Origin of the sequence: Flavobacterium sp., assembly GCF_043778725.1 — a bacterium.
Taxonomy (GTDB): domain Bacteria; phylum Bacteroidota; class Bacteroidia; order Flavobacteriales; family Flavobacteriaceae; genus Flavobacterium.
On the sequence record NZ_JAYWFT010000001.1, the window covers coordinates 23238 to 46041 of the forward strand.

Here is a 22804-nt window from a genome sequence, read left to right on the forward strand (position 1 = left end):
TAAATATGAAAATAGATATAATTGCGTTTTATACTATATTTGTACTTATAATTTTTTAATAATGTTTAAGAGAATTTTAAATATCATAGTTCTATTTAGCTTTTCAATTGTTCTTTCACAAAATAATCAATTGTGGAAAGGCTATTTCTCATACAATCAAATTACTGACATTAGCGAATCTTCTAATGCTGTATTTGCATCATCAGAAAATGCTTTTTTTTCTAAAAACAGTCTAACCAACGATTTAAAGACGACAACATCTGTAGACGGATTAAAAGCAGAAACAATTACAGCACTTTACCACAGCGAAACGTTCAATAAAACTTTAGTAGGAAATCAAAACGGATTATTATTGGTAGTAAATCAAGACGGAAAAATCTTATATAAAACAGGAATATTAGATGAAGTTCCGGTTTCACCATTAATAAAAAGGATTAATCATTTTAATGAATACAATGGAAAGGTTTATATATCTTGTGATTATGGCATTACCGTTTTTAATCTTACCAATTTAGAGTTTGAGCAAACGTACTATATGGGTCCACAAGGAAGTTATATTTCTGTTCAACAAACCTGTATAAGCAACGGATTTATTTATGCTGCAACTAAAAGTGGTTCAATGGGAAGTGGCATAAGAAAAGCCAATTTATCCAATCAGTTTTTAGACGATTTTAATCAATGGATTGATCAAACTGGATATGAATGGAACGGAGTTGTTGCTTTCAATACAGAAATTATCGCCTCAAGAACAGATGGCAAACTTTTTAGATTTAATGGCTCTTCTTTTGTTCAATTTTTTCAATTACCAGAAACAGCTTTAGATATTAGGGTTAGCGACAATATGCTAGTAGTAACTTCCTTAAACAATGTATATTTTTTTAATACTACTTTACAACAAACACTTCGCATACAAACAAGTCAGGTTACAACTCTTGCTGTTACTTTTACCTGCGCAACTGTTATAAATGGAATAGTTTACATAGGAACTAACGAAAATGGAATTCTTTCATCTTCTATTACTTCTCCCATAAATTTCCAATTTATTATGCCCGATGGTCCAGAAAGAAATAAGATTTTTAGAGTTAGAAAATCAAGTTTAGCACTTTGGGTTTTATATGGACGATACAACAGAGGATACAATCCATACAATTTAGAACCACCTTACGGACTATTTCAATATCCAATAAGTAAGTATACAACAGATAATGGTTGGAGTGAAATACCGTACTCAAGTTTGTTTGGCGCCAAGTCATTGGCAAATATTGCTTTTAATCCTAAAAATGAAAAACAATTTTATGTAAGTTCTTATTTTTCTGGACTTTTAAAAGTAGATAACGAAATTCCAACAACATTATACAATACCACTAACACAGGAACAGACGGATTGCAATCCTTGCAACTCATTCCGCCCAATCCTAGCTATTTAGATATTAGAATAAACGGACCTGTTTACGATAAAAATGGTGATTTATGGATGACCAATAATTTTGTTACTAAACCTTTAAAAGTCTTGCGTAGCAATGGTCAATGGCAATCGTATGACTTTAGTAGTACAGAGTCTTACCAAGACTTAGTAGACACAAGCTATGGAACACCAGTAATTGATAAAAACGGAACAAAATGGCTTTCTAAAGGTACCAATGGACTTATTGCATTTAATGAAAATTATGCCAATAAATTTATTTCAATTAAAACAGGTTCTCTAGGAAATCTTCCAGATAATGACGTTAGGTGTGTTGCAGTAGATAATAAAAATCAATTGTGGATTGGTACTACAAGAGGATTGAGAATTATTCCTACTGTAGATTCATTCATTTCTGAAACCGATATTCAAACAAAAGCCATTATTATATTAGAAAATGATTTGGCTCAAGAATTGTTTTATGAACAATTTATTTTAGACATAAGTGTTGATGGAGCCAATAGAAAATGGGTTGCAATTGCAGAGTCAGGCGTATATTTACAATCATCCAATGGTCAAGAAACAATTTATCATTTTACTAAAGAAAATTCACCATTACCTAGCAATAACGTCAATGACATAGAAATTGATGGAATAACAGGAGAAGTTTTCTTGGCAACAGACAAAGGACTTGTCTCCTTTAAAGGAACATCTACTAGGCCAAGTAATGATTTAGCAAGTGTTTTTGTATATCCAAATCCTGTTCGTCCTGAGTTTTCGGGAACAGTAAAAATATCGGGTTTAACTAACAAAGCAATAATTAAAATTACAGATATTGAAGGAAATTTAGTACACGAGGAAACTTCAGAAGGTGGAACTATAGAATGGGATACAACCGCTTTTGGCAAATATAAAGTAGCTTCTGGTGTGTATATGATTCTAATATCTGCACAAGATGGAATTGAAACTACAGTTAAAAAAGTCATGATTATTAGATAAATTCCAACTAGAAAATTCTAAATTCCAATGTTGGTAAAAACCAAAGCAATAGTAATATCGTCATTAAAATATCAAGAGAAAAGTTTGATTGTAAAGTGTTTTACACAATCGGATGGACTCAAAAGTTACTTTGTTCAAAGTGCTTATTCTGGGAAAAAATCCAATCAAAAAATCGCCTATTTTCAACCGTTAACGATTCTAGAAATTGAAGCCAAGCATAAGAATAAAGGGACTTTAGAGCATTTTAAAGAAATCAAATTAGCAACGGCTTATCAAACCATAAATACCGATATTGTAAAAAGTACCATAGTGATTTTCTTGTCAGAAATGTTACACCATAGCATTCAAGAAGAAGAAAAAAATGAAGATTTATTTACATTTCTCGAAACCGCATTAATTTGGTTAGATACTCATGATGAAACGTCTAATTTTCATTTAATTTTACTATTAGAAATCACAAAATTTATCGGATTTTATCCTGATATTTCAGATATAGATTTGAAATTTTTTGAAATCAATGAAGGATTTTTTACACCTTTTCAAGGGATAAGTTGTCTAACTGAGCATGAAACCCATTTGTTTAAAAAGCTAATAAATTTAAAATTTGACAGTAATCAAAAAGTATTTGCGGCTGTAGAACGCCAAATCCTTCTAAAAATCTTGTTAGATTACTACACCATTCACCTCGACGGATTTAAAAAACCAAAATCTTTAGACGTTTTAAAGGAAGTTTTTAGTTAAGTCATAAAGTCATAAAGTCAAAAAAAGTAAATTGAAATTTAATTTTAAGTATTGGTTTTTTGTAGTTTTTGATAAACTTTAAGACTTTCGACTTTAAGACTTTCAACTTTATGACTAAAATTTACTACTTTCGCAAACTGATTTAAGAATACAACAAAATGAGCACTAAATTTACTGAATACAAAGGACTTGACTTGCCAACAGTAGCGTCGGAAACCCTTAAATTTTGGAAAGAAAATAACATCTTCGAACAATCTGTAACTTCGCGTGAAGGAAACCAACCATTCGTGTTTTTTGAAGGTCCACCTTCGGCTAACGGATTGCCTGGAATTCACCACGTAATGGCACGTGCTATTAAAGATATTTTTTGTCGTTATAAAACTCAAAAAGGTTTTCAAGTTAAGCGTAAAGCAGGTTGGGATACTCACGGTTTGCCAGTAGAACTTGGAACTGAAAAAGAATTAGGAATCACTAAAGAAGACATCGGAAAAACTATTTCGGTAGAAGAATACAACGAAGCGTGTAAAAAAACCGTTATGCGTTACACCGACGTATGGAACGACTTGACCGAAAAAATGGGTTATTGGGTTGATATGGAAGATCCGTATGTGACTTACAAATCCAAATATATGGAATCGGTTTGGTGGTTGCTTAAGCAAATTTACAACAAAGATTTATTATACAAAGGCTACACAATTCAACCGTATTCTCCAAAAGCTGGAACCGGATTGTCTTCTCACGAAGTAAACCAACCCGGAAGTTATAGAGATGTAACCGATACAACAGTTGTGGCGCAATTTCTAGCAAAAACAGAAACATTACCAAGCTTTTTACAAGGTTTTGGCGATGTTCATATTTTAGCTTGGACAACAACCCCATGGACTTTGCCATCAAACACAGCATTAACCGTTGGTCCAAAAATCGATTATGTTTTGGTGGAAACTTTCAATCAATATACTTTTCGTCCAACGAAAGTAATTTTGGCTAAAAACCTTGTCGGAAAACAATTCGGAAAAGGATTTTTTGCATCAAATGAACCATCTGATTTTGAAAATTTTAAAGAAGGCGATAAAAACATTCCATACCAAATCTTGGCAGAATTTAAAGGTGCAGATTTAGTTGGAATTCGTTACGAACAATTAATGAAATTGGCTTTGCCATATCAAAATGCAGAAAATGCTTTTAGAGTAATTTCTGGAGATTTTGTTACTACCGAAGACGGAACTGGAATTGTACATACAGCTCCAACTTTTGGAGCCGATGATGCTAAAGTCGCCAAAGAAGCAACACCAGAAATTCCGCCAATGTTGGTTCTTGACGAGAACGAAAACCCAATTCCATTAGTAGATTTACAAGGTAAATTCATCCAAGGGTTGGGTGATTTATCTGGAAAATACGTTAAAAATGAATATTACAACGATGGCGAAGCTCCAGAACGCTCTGCCGATGTTGAAATCGCAATCCAATTAAAAGAAGAAAATAAGGCTTTCAAAGTCGAAAAATATGTGCACAGTTATCCTCATTGTTGGCGAACTGACAAACCAATTTTATATTATCCGTTAGATTCTTGGTTCATTAAAGTAACCGAAATCAAGGATAGAATGTTCGATTTGAATGAAACTATCAACTGGAAACCAAAAGCAACTGGCGAAGGTCGTTTCGGAAATTGGTTAAAAAATGCCAACGATTGGAATTTATCGCGCTCAAGATATTGGGGAATTCCTTTACCAATTTGGAGAACCGAAGATGGAACCGAAGAAATGCTAATTGGTTCAGTAGAAGAATTATATTCAGAAATTGAAAAATCTATTGCGGCTGGTTTAGAAACTGTAAATCCATTTCAAGGTTTTGAAGTTGGAAATATGAGTGAAGAAAACTACGATTTAGTCGATTTACATAAAAATGTAGTTGACGGAATTACATTGGTTTCTCCATCAGGAAAACCGATGAAACGCGAAAGTGACTTAATTGATGTTTGGTTCGATTCGGGTGCAATGCCTTATGCACAATGGCATTATCCATTTGAAAATAAAGATAAAATTGACGAAAATAAAGATTTTCCAGCTGATTTTATTGCCGAAGGTGTCGATCAAACTCGTGGTTGGTTTTATACTTTACACGCCATTGGAACTTTAGTTTTTGATAAAATTGCCTATAAAAATGTAGTTTCCAACGGTTTAGTTTTGGATAAAAACGGACAAAAAATGTCCAAACGTCTAGGAAATGCTGCCGATCCGTTTAAAACTTTGGCAGAATATGGTCCAGATGCTACACGATGGTACATGATTTCAAATGCCAATCCGTGGGACAATTTAAAATTCGATTTAGAAGGAATTGCTGAGGTTCGTAGAAAGTTTTTCGGAACACTTTACAACACTTATTCGTTTTTTGCTTTATATGCCAATTTGGATAATTTTAATTATTCGGATCCCGAAGTTTCGGGAGAAATTCCGTTGAACGAACGACCAGAAATTGACCGTTGGATTTTATCGGAATTACACACTTTGATAAAAACCGTTGATGAAGCTTATGCTGATTACGAACCAACAAAAGCTGCAAGAGCCATTTCTGATTTTGTTCAAGAAAATTTGAGTAACTGGTACGTTCGTTTGTGCAGAAGAAGATTCTGGAAAGGCGAATATGGAACTGATAAAATTGCGGCTTATCAAACACTTTATACTTGTTTGATAAATGTTGCCAAACTTTCTGCGCCAATCGCTCCGTTTTTTATGGATCAGTTGTATCGCGATTTAGTTAGAACAACTCAAACAGAGGATTTTGCCAGTGTTCACTTGGCTTTGTTTCCAGTTTCGGTTGAAAACTTTGTTGATAAATCGTTGGAAAGCAGAATGATGAAAGCACAAACGGTTTCGTCACTAGTTTTATCGCTTCGCAAAAAGGAAATGATAAAAGTACGCCAACCGTTGCAAAGGATAATGATTCCGATACTTGACGAGAATCAACGTACCGAAATTGAAGCCGTTTCTGACCTAATAAAAGCCGAAGTAAACGTTAAAGAAATTGAACTTTTGGACGATGCATCGGGTGTTTTAGTGAAGCAAATTAAGCCCAATTTTAAAGCGCTTGGACCACGTTTTGGCAAAGATATGAATTTGATTTCCAAAGAGATACAATCATTATCGGCAGAACAAATTAATGAATTAGATGCTAAAGGTGAACTATCGCTTGTTATTGCAGGAAATAGTATAATTTTAACATCCGAAGATGTAGAGATAACATCGCAGGATATTCCGGGTTGGTTGGTTGCAAATGCTAACGGAATTACAGTAGCTTTAGACATTACAATTTCGCCAGAATTAAAGCAAGAAGGAATTGCGAGAGAATTGGTTAACAGAATTCAAAACATTAGAAAAGATTCTGGATTTGAAGTAACCGATAAAATTAAAGTTCAAATTCAACGCAGTGGCGAATTAGAACAAGCAATAAAAAATAATGAAAGCTATATTAAAGATGAAACATTGACACAAGAGTTAAATTTTGTTGATAGTTTAGAAAATGGTATAGAAATTGAGTTTGACGACATTAAAACAAAAATATTAATCTCAAAATAGACTAAAATGGTAGATGAAAAAATGAGATACTCTGACTTAGATTTGGCAGAGTTCAAAGAAATTATTATCACTAAAATGGAAAAAGCACAAGCCGATTTAGAATTAATCAAAAGTGCTTATATGAATGATTTAAATAATGGTACAGATGATACTTCGCCTACATTTAAAGCATTTGAAGAAGGTAGTGAAACAATGAGTAAAGAGGCCAACTCACAATTGGCGATTCGTCAAGAAAAGTTTATTCGTGACTTGAAAAACGCACTTTTCCGTGTAGAAAATAAAACTTATGGCGTTTGTAAAGTATCAGGAAAATTAATTGGCAAAGAACGATTAAAAATTGTACCTCATGCCACAATGAGTATTGAAGCTAAGAACTTACAACGATAATTACATTGGTTATTTAACATAAAACGCTCCAAAAGGAGCGTTTTTTTTAGAAATTAATAGTACTTTTGCACCACAAAATTCCAAAAAAATGAAACTAAGAAATTCTGCATTCATAATCTTTTTGATATTAATCATAGATCAATATTCAAAGGTCTTTGTAAAAACGAATTTTATTCTGGGCGATCAAGTTCAAGTTTTCAGCTGGTTCAAATTATTCTTTATAGAAAATGAAGGAATGGCTTGGGGAACAGTTATTCCTGGAGAATATGGAAAATTGATTCTTACAATATTCAGAATTTTAGCCGTAGGAGCAATAGGATATTGGCTTTTGGACGCAACTAATAAAGGAAAGTCTAAGTATTTAATTATAGCAATTGCATTAATTTTCGCTGGAGCATTGGGAAATATTATTGATTCTGTTTTGTACGGAGTTATGTTTGACGATAGTCATAATAAATTAGCTACATTTTTTCCGCAAGATAATTATGGCACATGGTTTCATGGTAAAGTTGTAGATATGTTTTACTTTCCTATTGTAGAAGATTACATGATGCCAAGTTGGGTGCCATTTATTGGAGGAAAAGAAATTACATTCTTTAATGCGATTTTTAATGTTGCCGATTTTTCAATTTCTACTGGAGTTGGTATTTTAATATTTTTTAATAAAAAGGCATTTGCACCAGTAAAATTGCCAGCAAACGTTAAGTTTTCAAAGCTAGACGAAGAAGATTTTATTTAAAATATATAGGTGTTTTTTAAAGTGACACAATAATTTAATTGTATATCTTCTTTAAAAATATCACTAATTATTTCTTCTGGTTCAAAGAAAGACAATCCTATTTTTATAGTTTGTGGATGGCACTGTGATAAAAATTTATCGTAAAATCCTTTGCCATATCCAACTCTATTTCCTTGTATATCAAATGCTAAAAGCGGTACAAAAACCACATCAATTTTAGAAACAGGAACTTCCAAGCCATCAATGGGTTCAGGAATGTTGTATTGGTTTTTCTTAAACTTTGTGTTATCGGTCAATAAATAATGAGTCATTTCTAAAGCATCAAAATCACTTTTGGCAACCACAATTTCTTTATCTTTTCCTTGTAAAATGTGAAGAATAAATTCGGTGTTGATCTCTTTTTGTGCTTCAATAGTCAAAAATAAATGGTAATAGGTCTTGTTCCAAATCTCACTGCCGTTGGGCAAGTTATTTAATTTGAGTAAATTGTTGGCTATTTTAAGCGACATTTCTTCAATTTCTGATGAGGTAAATTGCTGTCTTAAATCTTTATATTTTTTTCTCAATTCTTTTTTAAACATAAAGTAAATGTAGAAAATTTTCAATTTGTTTTGTGTAGAATTTAAAGTTAAATTTGTTTGAAGAAAATCATATGTAATCCGTTTTCTCTATTTTCTCAAAAAAATGACCAATCCATCTCTAGAATTACAAATACAAACGCTACCCGATAATCCCGGAGTGTATCAGTATTACGATAAAGACGATAAAATTCTATATGTTGGGAAAGCCAAAAATCTTAAAAAACGAGTTTCGTCTTATTTCAATAAAATTCACGATACCGCTAAGACTAATGTGCTGGTAAAGAAAATTGTAACCATAAAACATATTGTAGTGTCGAGTGAGCAAGACGCACTTTTATTAGAAAATAATTTAATAAAAAAACTACAACCTCGATACAACGTTTTATTACGTGACGACAAAACCTATCCATGGATTTGTATCAAAAAAGAACCATTTTCGCGAATATTTCCAACGCGAAGAATGGTAAAAGACGGCTCGGAATATTTTGGACCTTATACCAGTTTCAAAACCGTAAACACTATTTTAGAATTAATAAAAGAGTTGTATCCGCTTAGAAATTGCAATTATGATTTGACCGAAGCCAATATCAATTCGGGTAAATACAAAGTTTGTTTAGAATTTCATATTGGTAATTGTAAAGGCGGTTGCGAAGGATATGAATTACTAGAAAATTATCAAAAACAAGTCGATGCCATTCGAGAAATCTTAAAAGGAAACTTTAAAGAAAGTTTGAAAGAATTCAAAATAAAAATGCTTCATTTAGCACAAGAAATGCAATATGAAGAAGCTCAAAAAATAAAAGAAAAAATAGAAGTTCTTGAAAATTACCAATCGCGTTCAACGATTTTAAATCCCAAAATTTCCAATATTGATGTCTTTTCAATCATTTCTGACGAAGCGGTTGCTTATGTAAATTTCCTTCAAATAGCACACGGAGCCATCATTCGTTCCTATACGTTAGAACTAAAAAAGAAACTGGAAGAAACCGATGAAGAACTTCTAGAACTTGCCGTTGTTGAACTTCGTGAACGTTTTCAGTTGCTTTCGCGCGAGATAATTTTGCCTTTTCCACTGGATTTTGGCGATAAAATAAAAGTTACCGTTCCGCAGCTTGGCGATAAAAAACAAATTCTAGAATTGTCAGAACGAAACGCAAGATATTACCGATTAGATCAATTAAAACAAATTCAAATTGTAGATCCAGAACGTCATACCAATAGAATTATGGCGCAAATGCAAAAAGATTTACGCCTTTCGGTAGAGCCACGACATATCGAATGTTTTGATAATTCTAACATTCAAGGAACCAATCCTGTTGCGGCTTGCGTAGTTTTTAAAGACGGAAAACCATCCAAAAAAGATTACCGACATTTCAATATAAAAACTGTTGAAGGTCCAAATGATTTTGCTTCCATGGAAGAAGTTGTTTATCGAAGATACAAACGAATGTTAGACGAAAGCCAACCATTACCACAACTAATAATTATTGACGGTGGAAAAGGACAGCTTTCGTCAGCACTAAAAAGTATCGATGATTTAGGTTTGCGAGGGAAAATCGCCATCATCGGAATTGCAAAACGCCTCGAAGAACTTTTTTATCCTGGTGATTCTGCACCATTATACCTCGATAAAAAATCGGAAACACTCAAAGTAATTCAGTTTTTGCGCAACGAAGCACACCGATTCGGAATCACATTTCATCGCGATAAACGTAGCAAAGCCGCACTAAATTCGTCGGTAGAAGAAATACCAGGAATTGGCGAAAAAACGATGTTGACATTAATAAAACATTTTAAAAGTGTTAAAAGATTGAAATTAGCCACCGAAAAAGAAATTTCTGACGTCGTTGGTGTTTCAAAAGCCAAAAAAATTTCCGACTTTTACCATAAAATCGATAATTAATATTAGAAGCGAATGTTAAAGGCTTTCTTGCAATCCATTTTCCTGCCATACACTCCAATCTTTTCCTTTCTAAAGAAGAAAGAAAAAGGATTTCCGTTGTTATCAGGGCTAAATAGCTTTTGTCTTTCACTAAAATCAATTTTCAAAACAACTTTTTTCTTAAAACCCGAAACCCGAAACCCGAAACTCGCAACATTATTTCTATTATTTTTTTGTCTATCATCTATCATCTCTTTTTCGCAAGACACAATTAAAAGACCAAAAATTGGATTAGTTTTAACTGGTGGTGGCGCCAAAGGATTTGCTCATATTGGAGTTTTAAAAGTTTTAGAAAAAGCAGGAGTAAAAATTGATTTCATTGGCGGAACAAGCATGGGCGCAGTAGTTGGCGGTTTGTATGCAACAGGTTATAATGCATCACAAATTGATTCTATTTTTAAAGCAACCAATTTTGACGAATTGCTACAAGACTATATTCCAAGAACATCCAAAAGTTTTTACGAAAAAAGAAATGATGAGCTGTATGCTTTTTCATTACCATTTAATAAATTCAGTATTGGTGTTCCAATTGCCTTGTCCAAAGGAATGTATAACTATAATCTATTAACAAAACTCACCCATAAAGTGCGTCATATAAGAGATTTTAATAAGCTTCCAATTCCATTTGTATGCATAGCAACCGACATTGAAACCGGCGAACAGTTATTACTCAATAAAGGATATTTACCACAAGCACTTTTAGCAAGTTCGGCTTTTCCAACACTTTTTTCTCCTGTAGAAATAAACGGACGAATGTTAGTAGATGGCGGCGTTACTAATAATTATCCAATTGATGAAGTTAAAAAAATGGGTGCCGATATTATAATAGGTGTTGATGTACAAGACGGATTAAAAGATAGAAATTCTTTAAAAGAAGCTACACGAATATTGGTACAAATTTCTAACCTTCAAATGATTGAAAGTATGAAAGAAAAAATTGGGAAGACTGATATTTATATCAAGCCAGATATTTCCAATTATTCTGTAATTTCATTTGATAAAGGCGAAGAAATTATTAAAAAAGGTGAAGAAGCAGCACTTTTAGTTTATGATAAAATAAAAAGTGTAGCGCAAAAAGAGAATAAATTTAAAATCAATAAATTAAACTGTATAAAAGACAGCGTTCAAATAGATAGAATTACTATAAATGATACAAAAAACTATACACGTTCATATATAATTGGAAAATTGGGTTTTAAGCAAGGTACCAAAATAAGTTATGATCAATTAAAAAAAGGAATTAATGCATTAAATACAACCGGAAACTTCAGTTCAATAAACTATGAGTTAAACAAGTTTAATGCAGCAGATGAATTGAGTTTAAGTCTTACAGAGAGTAACAATAAATCATTTTTAAAATTTGGACTCCATTACGACGGATTGTATAAAAGTGCTGCTTTATTAAATTTCACCCAAAAAAAATCACTGTTTAGAAATGATGTTTTGTCTTTAGATTTGGCACTTGGCGATAACTTTAGGTACAATCTAGACTATTATATAGACAACGGATTTTATTTTAGCTTTGGCTTCAAGTCTAGATTCAATCAATTTAATAGAAATATTGCAACAGATTTTAATAACGGTAGCTTGTTTTCTCAATATGGCATTAATACAATAAATGTAGATTTTTCTGATTTAACAAATTCGGCGTATTTACAAACAATTTTTGCTCAAAAATTTCTTATTGGAGCAGGAGCAGAATTGAAACACATCAAAATTAGATCTAAAACACTAGAAAACAACAATCCAATATTTGAAAACAGTAATTACACTAGCGCTTTTGGATATGTAAAGTACGATTCATTTGACAATAAATATTTTCCAAAAAAAGGTTGGTTTTTCAATGGTGATATACAAACCTATCTATATTCTACCGATTATACCAATCAATTTAATAGATTTTCAATCCTTAAAGGAGAAATAGGAATTACAAGAACTTTTTATAAAGTAATAAACTTGAAATTACAATCAGAAGCCGGCTTCTCATTTGGAGAAGATAGTGTACATTATTTAGATTTTGTTCTTGGAGGTTATGGATTTAATGCAATAAATAATTTCAAACATTTTTATGGATATGATTTTATAAGTATCGCATCAGACAGTTATATAAAAGCTTTAGCAACAGTAGATATTGAATTCTATAAGAAAAATCATTTAAATTTTTCCGCCAATTATGCCAATGCCGAAAATAAATTATTTAGCACCGGAAATTGGTTAGCTACACCCAAATATTCGGGTTATGCAGTAGGATATGGACTAGAAACAATACTTGGTCCAATAGAAATTAAATACACTTGGTCGCCAGAATTACCCAAAGGATATACGTGGTTTAGTATTGGGTTTTGGTTTTAAAAAACCACAAAAAAATAAATTTACTTCAAATTATTAAACAAAAAAAGTATATTTGAGCACATTAAACTAAAAAAACTGAATTATGTCTATTTGGAAAAGAAAACCAATTAACCAACTTCTGAACGAAGCATCAGAATCTGAAAAAGGATTAAAAAGAACACTTACTGCTAGAGGTTTAACTGCTTTGGGAATAGGTGCTATTATAGGCGCAGGACTTTTTTCAATAACAGGACTTGCAGCTTCACAAAACGCTGGGCCAGCAATAACAATATCTTTTATAGTTGCCGCTTTAGGCTGTGTTTTCGCAGGACTTTGTTATGCAGAATTTTCATCAATGATTCCTGTTGCGGGAAGTGCTTACACCTATTCATTTGCAACAATGGGTGAATTTATCGCTTGGATTATTGGTTGGGATTTAGTTCTAGAATATGCAGTTGGTGCCGCAACAGTGTCTATAAGTTGGTCACGGTATCTCATAAAGTTTTTAGATTCCTATGGAATTCATATTAGCGAGAGCTTAACACATTCTCCATTTGAGGGAGGAACAATAAATTTACCAGCAGTTTTTATTGTAATGCTAATGTCGTTTATACTAATGCGCGGAACTAAAGAATCTGCAACAATAAATGGAATAATTGTAATGCTAAAAGTTACAGTTGTATTAGTTTTTATTGCATTAGGATGGCAATATATTCATCCAGAAAATTATACACCATACATTCCAGATAATACTGGAACCTTTGGAGAATTCGGATTTAGTGGAATTATTCGTGCTGCAGCAATAGTTTTCTTTGCTTACATAGGTTTTGATGCAGTTTCTACGGCTGCCCAAGAGGCAAAAAACCCTAAAAAAGATATGCCAATTGGAATTTTATTGTCTTTGGGGATTTGTACAGTTTTATATATTTTATTTGCTCATGTTATGACCGGAGTTGTAAATTATACAGCATTTGCTGGAGCAGATGGTATTGCGCCTGTTGCAATTGCAATAGATCACATGGGAGTTGCTAATGCTTCTGGAATGATTACTCCAGCCTTTCCGTGGTTAAATAAATTGATTATTCTTGCAATTTTAGGAGGTTACGCATCAGTTATATTAGTTATGTTAATGGGGCAGAGTCGTGTTTTCTTTTCTATGAGTAAAGACGGTTTGATGCCAAAAGTATTTTCAGAAGTTCATCCAAAATTTAGAACTCCTGCTAAAAATAATTTATTGTTTATGTTAATTGTATCTTGCTTTGCAGCGTTTATTCCTGCAAGAGTTGTTGGTGAAATGACTAGTATTGGTACATTGTTTGCATTTATCCTAGTTTGTCTTGGCGTATGGATTATGAGAGTAAAAATGCCCGAAGTAGAAAGAGCGTTTAAAACTCCATTAGTGCCATTAGTGCCAATTTTAGGAATTGGTGTTTGTTTGTTTATGATGGTTTTCTTACCACTAGATACTTGGATTCGTTTAATTGTTTGGATGATGATAGGGTTTGATTTATATTTATATTACGGAATGAAAAACAGTATTTTAAACCAAGGAAATTTCAGCTTAAAAAACTACAAAACAGTTGCATTAGCTGGATTAGGAATGGTTATTGCTCTTGTTGTAATAGCATTTATTCATCATAATGATCCAAAAGCAGATGATATCTATTTGTTTTATTTCTCGATTGCTTTTGCAGTAATTCATGCAATTGTTTACGGATTAAATTATTTAAAGAAAAAATAATTCTTCAAATATTTCATAAAAAAAGCATTACAATTTGAAACCTCATTTTGTAATGCTTTTTTCTTTTTATAAATAATTCACAACAAATTGCCATCAAATTTAAATTTTTCCGATATTTGCTAAACATAATTAGATAATGTGTCAATTTGAAAATTAGATGATTTCAGATTCATTATCTAATTACGATATTATCTAATTATCTAATTAAATGTTATATCATAAACTAGGAAATTTTCCTCAAAAACGTCACACGCAATTTGAAAAACCAAATGGCGGTTTATACTACGAACAACTATTCGGAACCGAAGGTTTTCATGGACATTCCTCTTTATTGTATCATGTTCATAGACCAACTCAGGTAAAGGAAATTACAAAATCCTATTCGGTTGAACCAAAAATAGCTATCGGCAAAAACATAAAATCGTTATTGCTAAAAGGATTTGAACTTAAGCCAGAAGATGATTTTTTAGATTCCAGAAAAGCAATGCTAGTCAACAAAGATTGTACCATCGGACTTGCTGCTCCAAGAAAATCGCTTACAGAATATTTCTATAAAAATGCCGATGCCGACGAAATGATTTTCATCCATAAAGGAAGCGGAAAATTAAGAACCATGATGGGAAACATCGATTTTGAATATGGAGATTATCTAATTATTCCGCGCGGAATGATTTACCAAATCCAATTCAATACCGAAGAAAACCGATTGTTCTATGTAGAAAGTTTTGCGCCATTTTACACACCAAAACGGTATAAAAACGAGTCAGGTCAACATCTAGAACATTCGCCATTTTGCGAACGCGATTTTAAATTGCCAACCGAACTAGAAACGCACGATGAAAAAGGCAATTTCACTATCAAAATAAAAAAAGAAGGAATGATGCACGAATTCGTTTATGCAACACATCCTTTTGACGTAGTAGGTTGGGACGGTTATAATTTCCCATACGGATTTTCTATTCACAACTTCGAACCAATTACAGGAAGAGTACATCAACCGCCACCAGTACATCAAACTTTTGAAACATCAACTTTTGTAGTTTGTTCGTTTTGTCCAAGATTGTATGATTACCATCCAAAGGCAATTCCGGCGCCATACAACCATAGCAATATCGATTCCGATGAGGTTTTGTATTATGTTGATGGCGATTTTATGTCACGAAATAACATCGAACAAGGTCATATTACATTGCATCCAAAAGGAATTCCTCATGGACCAGCGCCAGGTGCAATGGAACGCAGTATTGGGCACACAAAAACAGAAGAATTAGCAGTTATGGTAGATACTTTCCGTCCATTAATGGTTACAGAAGAGGCGATGGGATTGGACGATGGACAGTATTATAAGAGTTGGTTAGAATAATGTCAATTAGATAATTAGAAAATGAGATAATTAGAAATTGTGTCAAATTATCTAATTAAAAAAGCAAAATTTTATAATTCAAATATCGACTAATATATTTTATTCCAACATATTTTCTAATTACCACATTACCACATTACCACATTACCACATTATCTAATTGACACATTATCTAATTACCACATTATCTAATTAAAAAGAAATGACTTTCAACGAGAAATACAAGAATAACGCACTTTTAATCAAAACTTTTGAATTTTCACTTAAAATTATTGATTTAACAGAAGTGTTGCAAGAAAATAAAAAATTTGTGATTGGAAATCAATTATTGAAAAGCGGAACATCAATAGGTGCAAACTCTAAAGAAGCTCAAAATGCCGAAAGTAAAGCAGATTTTATTCATAAACTAAAAATAGCAATCAAAGAAGCAGATGAAACAGAGTATTGGTTATTTCTTTGCGATGCACACAAATCATATCCTGATTGTAAAGAACTACTAAATGACTTATCAGAAATAATAAAAATATTAAATAAAATAATTTCAACATCTAAACTAAAATAATTAGAAAATAAACAATGTGATAATTAGATAATTTTCTAATTTCAACACATTATCTAATTTTCTAATTTTCACATTATCTAATTATATTATGTCAAAAGAAGTAAAATCAGTCGAATACGGCTTAGAAAAAATATTTGAAGGAGCACAAGATTTCCTTCCGCTTTTAGGAACAGACTACGTAGAGTTTTATGTAGGAAATGCCAAACAATCGGCACATTATTACAAAACAGCTTTTGGTTATCAATCGTTAGCTTATGCTGGACTTGAAACTGGAGTTAAAGACAAGACAAGTTATGTTTTAAAACAAGATAAAATTAGAATTGTACTTACAACGCCATTAACGCAAGATTCTCCAATTCATGCTCATCTTCAAAAACATGGTGATGGTGTAAAAGTAGCTGCGCTTTGGGTTGAAGACGCAACTTCAGCTTACGAAGAAACCATGAAACGCGGCGCACGTTCGTTTATGGAACCAACAGTTGAAAAAGACGAATTTGGTGAAGTAGTTCGATCAGGAATTTATACTTATGGCGAAACGGTTCACATATTTGTAGAAAGAAAAAACTACAGCGGCGTATTTTTACCAGGTTACAAAGAATGGAAATCCGATTATAATCCAACAACAACCGGACTAAAATACATCGATCACATGGTGGGAAATGTAGGTTGGAACGAAATGAATACTTGGGTGAAATTCTACGAAGACGTTATGGGATTTGTAAATTTCTTATCGTTTGACGATAAACAAATCAACACCGAATATTCTGCTTTGATGAGTAAAGTAATGAGTAACGGCAACGGAAGAATTAAATTCCCAATAAACGAGCCAGCTGAAGGAAAGAAAAAATCACAAATTGAAGAGTATTTAGATTTTTATGGCGGACCAGGAATTCAGCATATTGCCATTGCAACTGACGATATTATTAAAACAGTATCTGAGTTGCGTTCTCGTGGAGTTGATTTTCTTTCTGCGCCACCACACGCATATTATGAGGCAATTCCGGAGCGTTTAGGAGTTCACATGGACATGATGAAAGAAGACATCAACGAAATAGAAAAATTAGCCATAATGGTTGATGCTGATGAAGACGGTTATCTTTTACAAATATTTACCAAGCCAGTTCAAGACCGACCAACATTGTTTTTTGAAATTATTCAACGAATGGGTGCAAAAGGTTTTGGTGCAGGTAACTTTAAGGCGCTTTTTGAGTCAATTGAACGCGAACAAGCTTTGAGAGGAACGTTATAATTTTCACATTTTATTAAACAATTATCAAAATACAACGTTGTAGTACAGCTATTTTTAATAAATATATGTTAAAGTTGATTTTTTTTTGAGAATAAATCAAAAACACTAGTATCTTTGTACTCACAAAAAGAGAAGGAGTGGTTTCCTTCAATTTTTATATAAGTTTTCATAATTTATAGTATTTTGGTTGGTTAATAGCATAAAAACTCCGTCATTATTTGACGGAGTTTTTTTGTTTTTATACATTTGGAACAGAAATTGCGTATATCATAGTAATCAGTTTTATCACTCAAAATATTTGAGGGATTTAAAAAACGAAAAATCGCTAAATTATTTAAAAATGAAAAAGATTATTATACTTGGTTTATTTCTTGTCACAGTTAGCTTTGATACACAAAAAGCTTCTGCATTTGATGTAGGTGAATGGTTTAAATTTAGAATCCACTACGGATTAGTGACGGCAGGTTATGCAACCCTAGAAGTTAAAGAAGCTACTAAAAATAACAAAAAAGTTTATCATGCAATAGGTCGTGGTTACACAACAGGTATGTCCAAATGGTTTTTTAAAGTAGAAGATAACTATGAGTCTTATTTTGATAAACTTACAGGAAAACCATATCAATATGTTAGAAAAATTGATGAAGGTGGTTACACAAAAGATCAAGAAGGTTTTTTCAATCAAGATAAAAATACTATCTTAGTAAAAGATTATAAAAACGATACTAATAAAACGTTTACTACATCTGAAAACATTCAAGATATTATTTCTACATTCTATTATTTAAGAAATCATCCCAATGTAGATAAATTAAAAGTAGGTGAAGCTATAACAATCGACATGTTTTTTGACGATGAATCAACAAAGTTTAAGTTAAAATTTATTGGAAGAGAAGATTTAGATACTAAATTTGGAACCGTTCCTTGTATGATTTTTAGACCATTGGTTCAGTCAGGTAGAGTTTTTAAAGAAGAAGAGAGTTTAACGGTTTGGATATCAGACGATGACAATAAACTTCCTCTTAGAATAAAAGCCAGCTTAGCCGTTGGTTCTATAAAAGCAGATTTAGAATCTTTTAAGGGATTAGCAAATCCATTTACAATTAAAGTAAAATAATGAGTTTAGAAACAACTTTTTTAATAGAAGAATTAGAAAAAAAATTTGATGCAATAAATCAAAAAACAGATACACATCTTGAAGGATTGCTTTGGTCTAAACCAATCACGTATTGGGATTATATTCAAACCGATGCTTTATTAAATTTACAAACTCAAAGAACCATTTTGCCAGACGAAATGGTTTTTATTATGTACCATCAAGTCAATGAGTTATTGTTTAAGATGATTCTTTGGGAGATAAAACAAGTATGCCATTGCGAAAAACCAGAAACTAAATTTTTTACCGAAAGAGTGACCAGAATAAGTCGTTATTTTGACATGCTAACCACTTCATTCGATATTATGGGTGACGGAATGGAAGTAGAGCAATACATGAAATTTAGAAATACACTGACGCCAGCAAGTGGTTTTCAAAGTGCGCAATATAGATTAATAGAATTTTCATCAACAGATTTAATCAATTTAATCGATTATAGATTTAGAGCAACAATAGATAGAGATACTCCTTTTTCTCACGCTTTTGAACATTTATACTGGCAAGCAGCTGGAAAAGATTATAAAACTGGCGAAAAAAGTTTCCTTATTTTAGAATTCGAAAGAAAATATAAAGACGAATTTTTGCGTTATATGGAAGAATACAACACCACTAATATTTGGCAAAAATTTAAACAATTACCAGAAAACGACCAAAAAGATTCTAACTTGGTTGCTGCAATGCGCCATTATGATAAAACTGTGAATATTACTTGGGTTATGGGACATTTAAATGCTGCCAAGAAATACATTGAAAGCGGAAAAGGTTCGGGCGAAGCAACAGGCGGCAGCGAGTGGAAAAAATATATGCATCCAAAATACCAAAGAAGAATATTTTTTCCTGAACTTTGGAGCGATGAAGAATTAAAAAATTGGGGTGAAGATTGCTAAAATAGTCAAGTATTGAAAAAAACTGCAGTATTTTTATTGGTTTTAATAACCTTGTTTTCTTGTAAAAAAGCACAAGAGGAGTTTGTTATTGAAGATAGTGAACCACACAAACCAATAGTTGATTTTGGTTTTCATTATGACGATTTTAATGTGCATTATGACACCATTCAAAGTCAAGATACTTTTGATAAAATCCTAAGTAAACAAAACCTTAACGGAAAAAAAGCATCTGAAATTATTAAAATTGTAAAAGATTCTTTTCCAACATCAGTAAGATTTAAACGACCTTATATTTGTCTAAGATCTAAAGATAAATACAATAAATTGCAGTATTTAATCTATCAACCCAACCGATTAGACTATTATTTAATAGATTTAACTGATTCTATTGTTGGGTTTAAAAAATCAAGACCTTTAACTTTCAAAGTGCGAACTGTTGCAGGCGAACTTACAGGATCGCTTACGCAAACATTACGCAGTTTAAAAATCGAACCTACTTTATCGGGTAGACTAACCAAAGTGTTTGCATGGTCAATAGATTTTTTCAAATCTAGAAAAGGCGATAAATTTGCATTAAGCTTTACAGAACGATACATCAATGATACTATTTATGATGGAGTTGATAGTTTGAGAGCAGCTTATTTTGAATATAAAGGTGAAAAAATTTATGCTTTTCCATTCGTGCAAGAACGAAATGGTAAAGTAGATTATTATGACGAAAATGGTAAAGCCTTGAAAAACTTTTTCTTGAAAGCACCATTAAAATTTGTAAATATTACTTCACGTTTTTCTAAAAATCGTTTTCATCCTGTTCAATTAAAATGGAAAGCTCATAAAGGAACCGATTATGCAGCGCCAACAGGAACTCCAATTATGTCAACAGCTGCCGGAATTGTAGAACAAGCAGGATATACCGCCGGAAACGGAAATTTTGTTAAAGTAAAACACGATAAAATCTATTCAACACAATACCTTCACATGTCAAGAATTCTTGTAAGAAGAGGACAACGTGTAAAACAAGGAGAAACTATAGGTAAAGTAGGAAGTACTGGTCTAGCAACTGGACCACATGTGTGCTATCGTTTCTGGAAAAATGGTGTTCAAGTGGATGCTTTACAATTAAAATTGCCAAACTCTCAGGCTATGGAAGGCCGAAATTTGCCACGATATAAAGAACAAATTAGACCTTTAAAAAGAGAATTGGATAGCGTTGCCGATTTGAAATTTAAAAAATAAAAGATTTTTTTATTCAACTACAACGTTTTCACTGGCTTTTCAATTATAAAAACTTCAAACTCCTACTTTTATCTGTAATATTTATCTAATTTTGCCGTTCAAAAATTAGATAAAAATGGCTTTACAAAATACAAACCCATCAAATACAGAGGCTTGGCAAAACTTGAAAAATCACTTTTCAAAGATGCAAAACAATTCTATTAAAGAAATGTTTCAAAATGATGGTGCAAGAGCAGAAAAATTTCACATACAATGGAATGATTTTTTAGTAGATTATTCTAAAAATAATATCAATCAAGAAACTAAAGATTTACTTTTAAAATTAACAGAAGAAGTAAATTTAAAAGATGCAATTTATAAATATTTTGATGGCGATTTAATTAACCAAACAGAGAATCGTGCCGTACTTCATACAGCTTTACGTGCGCAAGAAACAGCAACAATTTTAGTTGATGGAAATAACGTAATGCCCGAAATTTATGAAGTAAAAAAAAGTATAGAAAAATTTACCAACCAAGTTACCTCTGGAGAAAGAAAAGGATACACAGGAAAAGCATTTACAGATATTGTAAACATCGGAATTGGTGGTTCAGATTTAGGTCCGGCAATGGTTGTAGAAGCTTTACAATTTTATAAAAATCATTTAAACGTTCATTTTGTTTCTAATGTAGATGGTGATCATGTAAATGAAATTATTAAAAAAATAAATCCAGAAACTACGCTTTTTGTTATTGTTTCTAAAACATTTACTACCCAAGAAACATTAACTAATTCTGAAACTATAAGAAGTTGGTTTTTGCAATCAGCTAAGCAAGAAGATGTTGCTAAACACTTTGTTGCCGTTTCTACAAATATTGGTAAAGTAACCGAATTTGGAATCGATGCTAACAATATTTTCCCAATGTGGGATTGGGTTGGTGGACGTTTTTCACTTTGGTCTGCTGTAGGTTTATCAATTAGCTTAGCCGTTGGGTTTGATAATTTTGATAAATTATTAAAAGGTGCCAATCTAATGGACGAACATTTTAAGAATGAATCGTTTGATAAAAATATTCCTGTAATTTTAGCTTTGTTAAGTGTTTGGTACAATAATTTCTTTGGTGCCGAAAGTGAAGCTTTAATTCCGTACACGCAATATCTTCAAAAGTTGGCTCCGTATTTACAACAAGGAATTATGGAAAGTAACGGAAAAAGTATTGGTCGCGACGGAAAACCAGTAAATTACCAAACAGGAACTATCATTTGGGGAGAACCAGGAACTAATTCGCAACATGCTTTTTTTCAATTGATACATCAAGGTACAAAACTAATTCCTACAGATTTTATTGGATATGTAAAACCTTTGTATGGTAACGAAGACCATCATAATAAATTGATGTCTAATTTTTTTGCTCAAACAGAAGCATTATTACACGGAAAAACAACAGCACAAGTTCAAGCAGAATTTGACAATCAAGGAATAGAAAAATCTAAAGCAGATTATTTAAAACCGTTTAAAGTTTTTGCAGGAAACAAACCAACCAATACAATTCTTATTGACAAATTGACACCAGAATCCCTAGGTTCATTAGTGGCTTTGTACGAACATAAGATTTTTGTTCAAGGAATTATTTGGAATATTTTTAGTTATGATCAATGGGGTGTAGAACTTGGAAAGCAACTAGCCAATTCTATTTTAGATGAAATTAATTCTAACAAAGTGAATCAACATGATAGTTCAACATCATTTTTGTTAACATATTTTCTTGAAAATAAGTAATTTATATTTATTTAACTTTATATAAGCCTCAATATTTTGATAAATATTGAGGCTTTTTCATGTATTTTGCCAAAGTGTTAGTGATAATTCAACAATTAGACAAAACGAGTTGATTAACTGAGAAAAGCGTAACAAAAAACACTTTGTTAACATTAGCTTA

Annotated in this window: 16 protein-coding genes; 15 read left to right on the plus strand and 1 reads right to left on the minus strand. The window is 32.1% G+C overall.

Annotation, left to right across the window (positions count from 1 at the left end):
* The first annotated feature begins 61 nt into the window (after positions 1–61).
* From ACH2CG_RS00115 to ACH2CG_RS00135, 5 genes are all read left to right on the plus strand, one after another.
* Positions 62–2401: a T9SS type A sorting domain-containing protein gene (locus ACH2CG_RS00115; RefSeq protein WP_395060963.1), complete on the plus strand. Its 2340-nt coding sequence runs from the start codon at positions 62–64 to the stop codon at positions 2399–2401.
* A 27-nt stretch (positions 2402–2428) separates the two neighbouring features.
* A complete protein-coding gene (gene recO / locus ACH2CG_RS00120) occupies positions 2429–3142 on the plus strand; it encodes a DNA repair protein RecO (protein WP_395060965.1) in 714 nt (237 codons plus the stop codon).
* A gap of 158 nt (positions 3143–3300) precedes the next feature.
* Entirely contained in the window at positions 3301–6714 is a 3414-nt protein-coding gene (gene ileS, locus ACH2CG_RS00125; protein ID WP_395060967.1) for an isoleucine--tRNA ligase, read from the plus strand.
* 6 nt (positions 6715–6720) lie between these two features.
* Positions 6721–7101 (plus strand): TraR/DksA family transcriptional regulator, encoded by a 381-nt coding sequence (locus ACH2CG_RS00130; RefSeq protein WP_395060969.1) that lies wholly within the window; start codon positions 6721–6723, stop codon positions 7099–7101.
* Positions 7102–7189: 88 nt separating this feature from the next.
* Positions 7190–7840 (plus strand): lipoprotein signal peptidase, encoded by a 651-nt coding sequence (locus ACH2CG_RS00135; RefSeq protein WP_395060971.1) that lies wholly within the window; start codon positions 7190–7192, stop codon positions 7838–7840.
* On the opposite strand, the gene ACH2CG_RS00140 is transcribed toward ACH2CG_RS00135, so the two are convergent.
* Positions 7837–8421 carry a 5-formyltetrahydrofolate cyclo-ligase gene (locus tag ACH2CG_RS00140; RefSeq protein WP_395060973.1) on the minus strand — a complete coding sequence of 195 codons (585 nt, stop codon included), beginning with the start codon at positions 8419–8421 and terminating at the stop codon, positions 7837–7839. The two genes, ACH2CG_RS00135 and ACH2CG_RS00140, sit on opposite strands and share 4 nt — an antisense overlap.
* A gap of 103 nt (positions 8422–8524) precedes the next feature.
* Between ACH2CG_RS00140 and uvrC the strand changes: the two genes are divergently transcribed.
* From uvrC to pgi, 10 genes are all read left to right on the plus strand, one after another.
* Entirely contained in the window at positions 8525–10324 is a 1800-nt protein-coding gene (uvrC, locus tag ACH2CG_RS00145; RefSeq protein WP_395060975.1) for an excinuclease ABC subunit UvrC, read from the plus strand.
* A 12-nt stretch (positions 10325–10336) separates the two neighbouring features.
* Complete coding sequence (locus ACH2CG_RS00150; RefSeq protein WP_395060977.1) at positions 10337–12715, plus strand: patatin-like phospholipase family protein; 2379 nt, start codon at positions 10337–10339, stop codon at positions 12713–12715.
* Positions 12716–12797: 82 nt separating this feature from the next.
* A complete protein-coding gene (locus tag ACH2CG_RS00155; protein ID WP_395060979.1) occupies positions 12798–14435 on the plus strand; it encodes an amino acid permease in 1638 nt (545 codons plus the stop codon).
* 208 nt (positions 14436–14643) lie between these two features.
* A complete protein-coding gene (locus ACH2CG_RS00160) occupies positions 14644–15798 on the plus strand; it encodes a homogentisate 1,2-dioxygenase (RefSeq protein WP_395060981.1) in 1155 nt (384 codons plus the stop codon).
* 202 nt (positions 15799–16000) lie between these two features.
* Positions 16001–16360, plus strand: coding sequence for a four helix bundle protein (locus ACH2CG_RS00165; protein ID WP_395060983.1), 360 nt, complete (start codon positions 16001–16003; stop codon positions 16358–16360).
* 88 nt (positions 16361–16448) lie between these two features.
* Positions 16449–17609 carry a 4-hydroxyphenylpyruvate dioxygenase gene (gene hppD, locus ACH2CG_RS00170; RefSeq protein ID WP_395060985.1) on the plus strand — a complete coding sequence of 387 codons (1161 nt, stop codon included), beginning with the start codon at positions 16449–16451 and terminating at the stop codon, positions 17607–17609.
* Positions 17610–17949: 340 nt separating this feature from the next.
* Positions 17950–18723 (plus strand): DUF3108 domain-containing protein, encoded by a 774-nt coding sequence (locus tag ACH2CG_RS00175; protein WP_395060987.1) that lies wholly within the window; start codon positions 17950–17952, stop codon positions 18721–18723.
* The gene (locus tag ACH2CG_RS00180; RefSeq protein ID WP_395060988.1) at positions 18723–19649 is read left to right on the plus strand and encodes a tryptophan 2,3-dioxygenase family protein; all 927 of its coding nucleotides are present in this window, start codon (positions 18723–18725) and stop codon (positions 19647–19649) included. Before ACH2CG_RS00175 ends, ACH2CG_RS00180 begins: the two co-directional genes overlap by 1 nt.
* A 12-nt stretch (positions 19650–19661) precedes the next feature.
* The gene (locus ACH2CG_RS00185) at positions 19662–20885 is read left to right on the plus strand and encodes a peptidoglycan DD-metalloendopeptidase family protein (protein WP_395060990.1); all 1224 of its coding nucleotides are present in this window, start codon (positions 19662–19664) and stop codon (positions 20883–20885) included.
* Between the two features lie 115 nt (positions 20886–21000).
* Entirely contained in the window at positions 21001–22644 is a 1644-nt protein-coding gene (gene pgi / locus ACH2CG_RS00190) for a glucose-6-phosphate isomerase (RefSeq protein ID WP_395060992.1), read from the plus strand.
* Positions 22645–22804 lie beyond the last annotated feature (160 nt).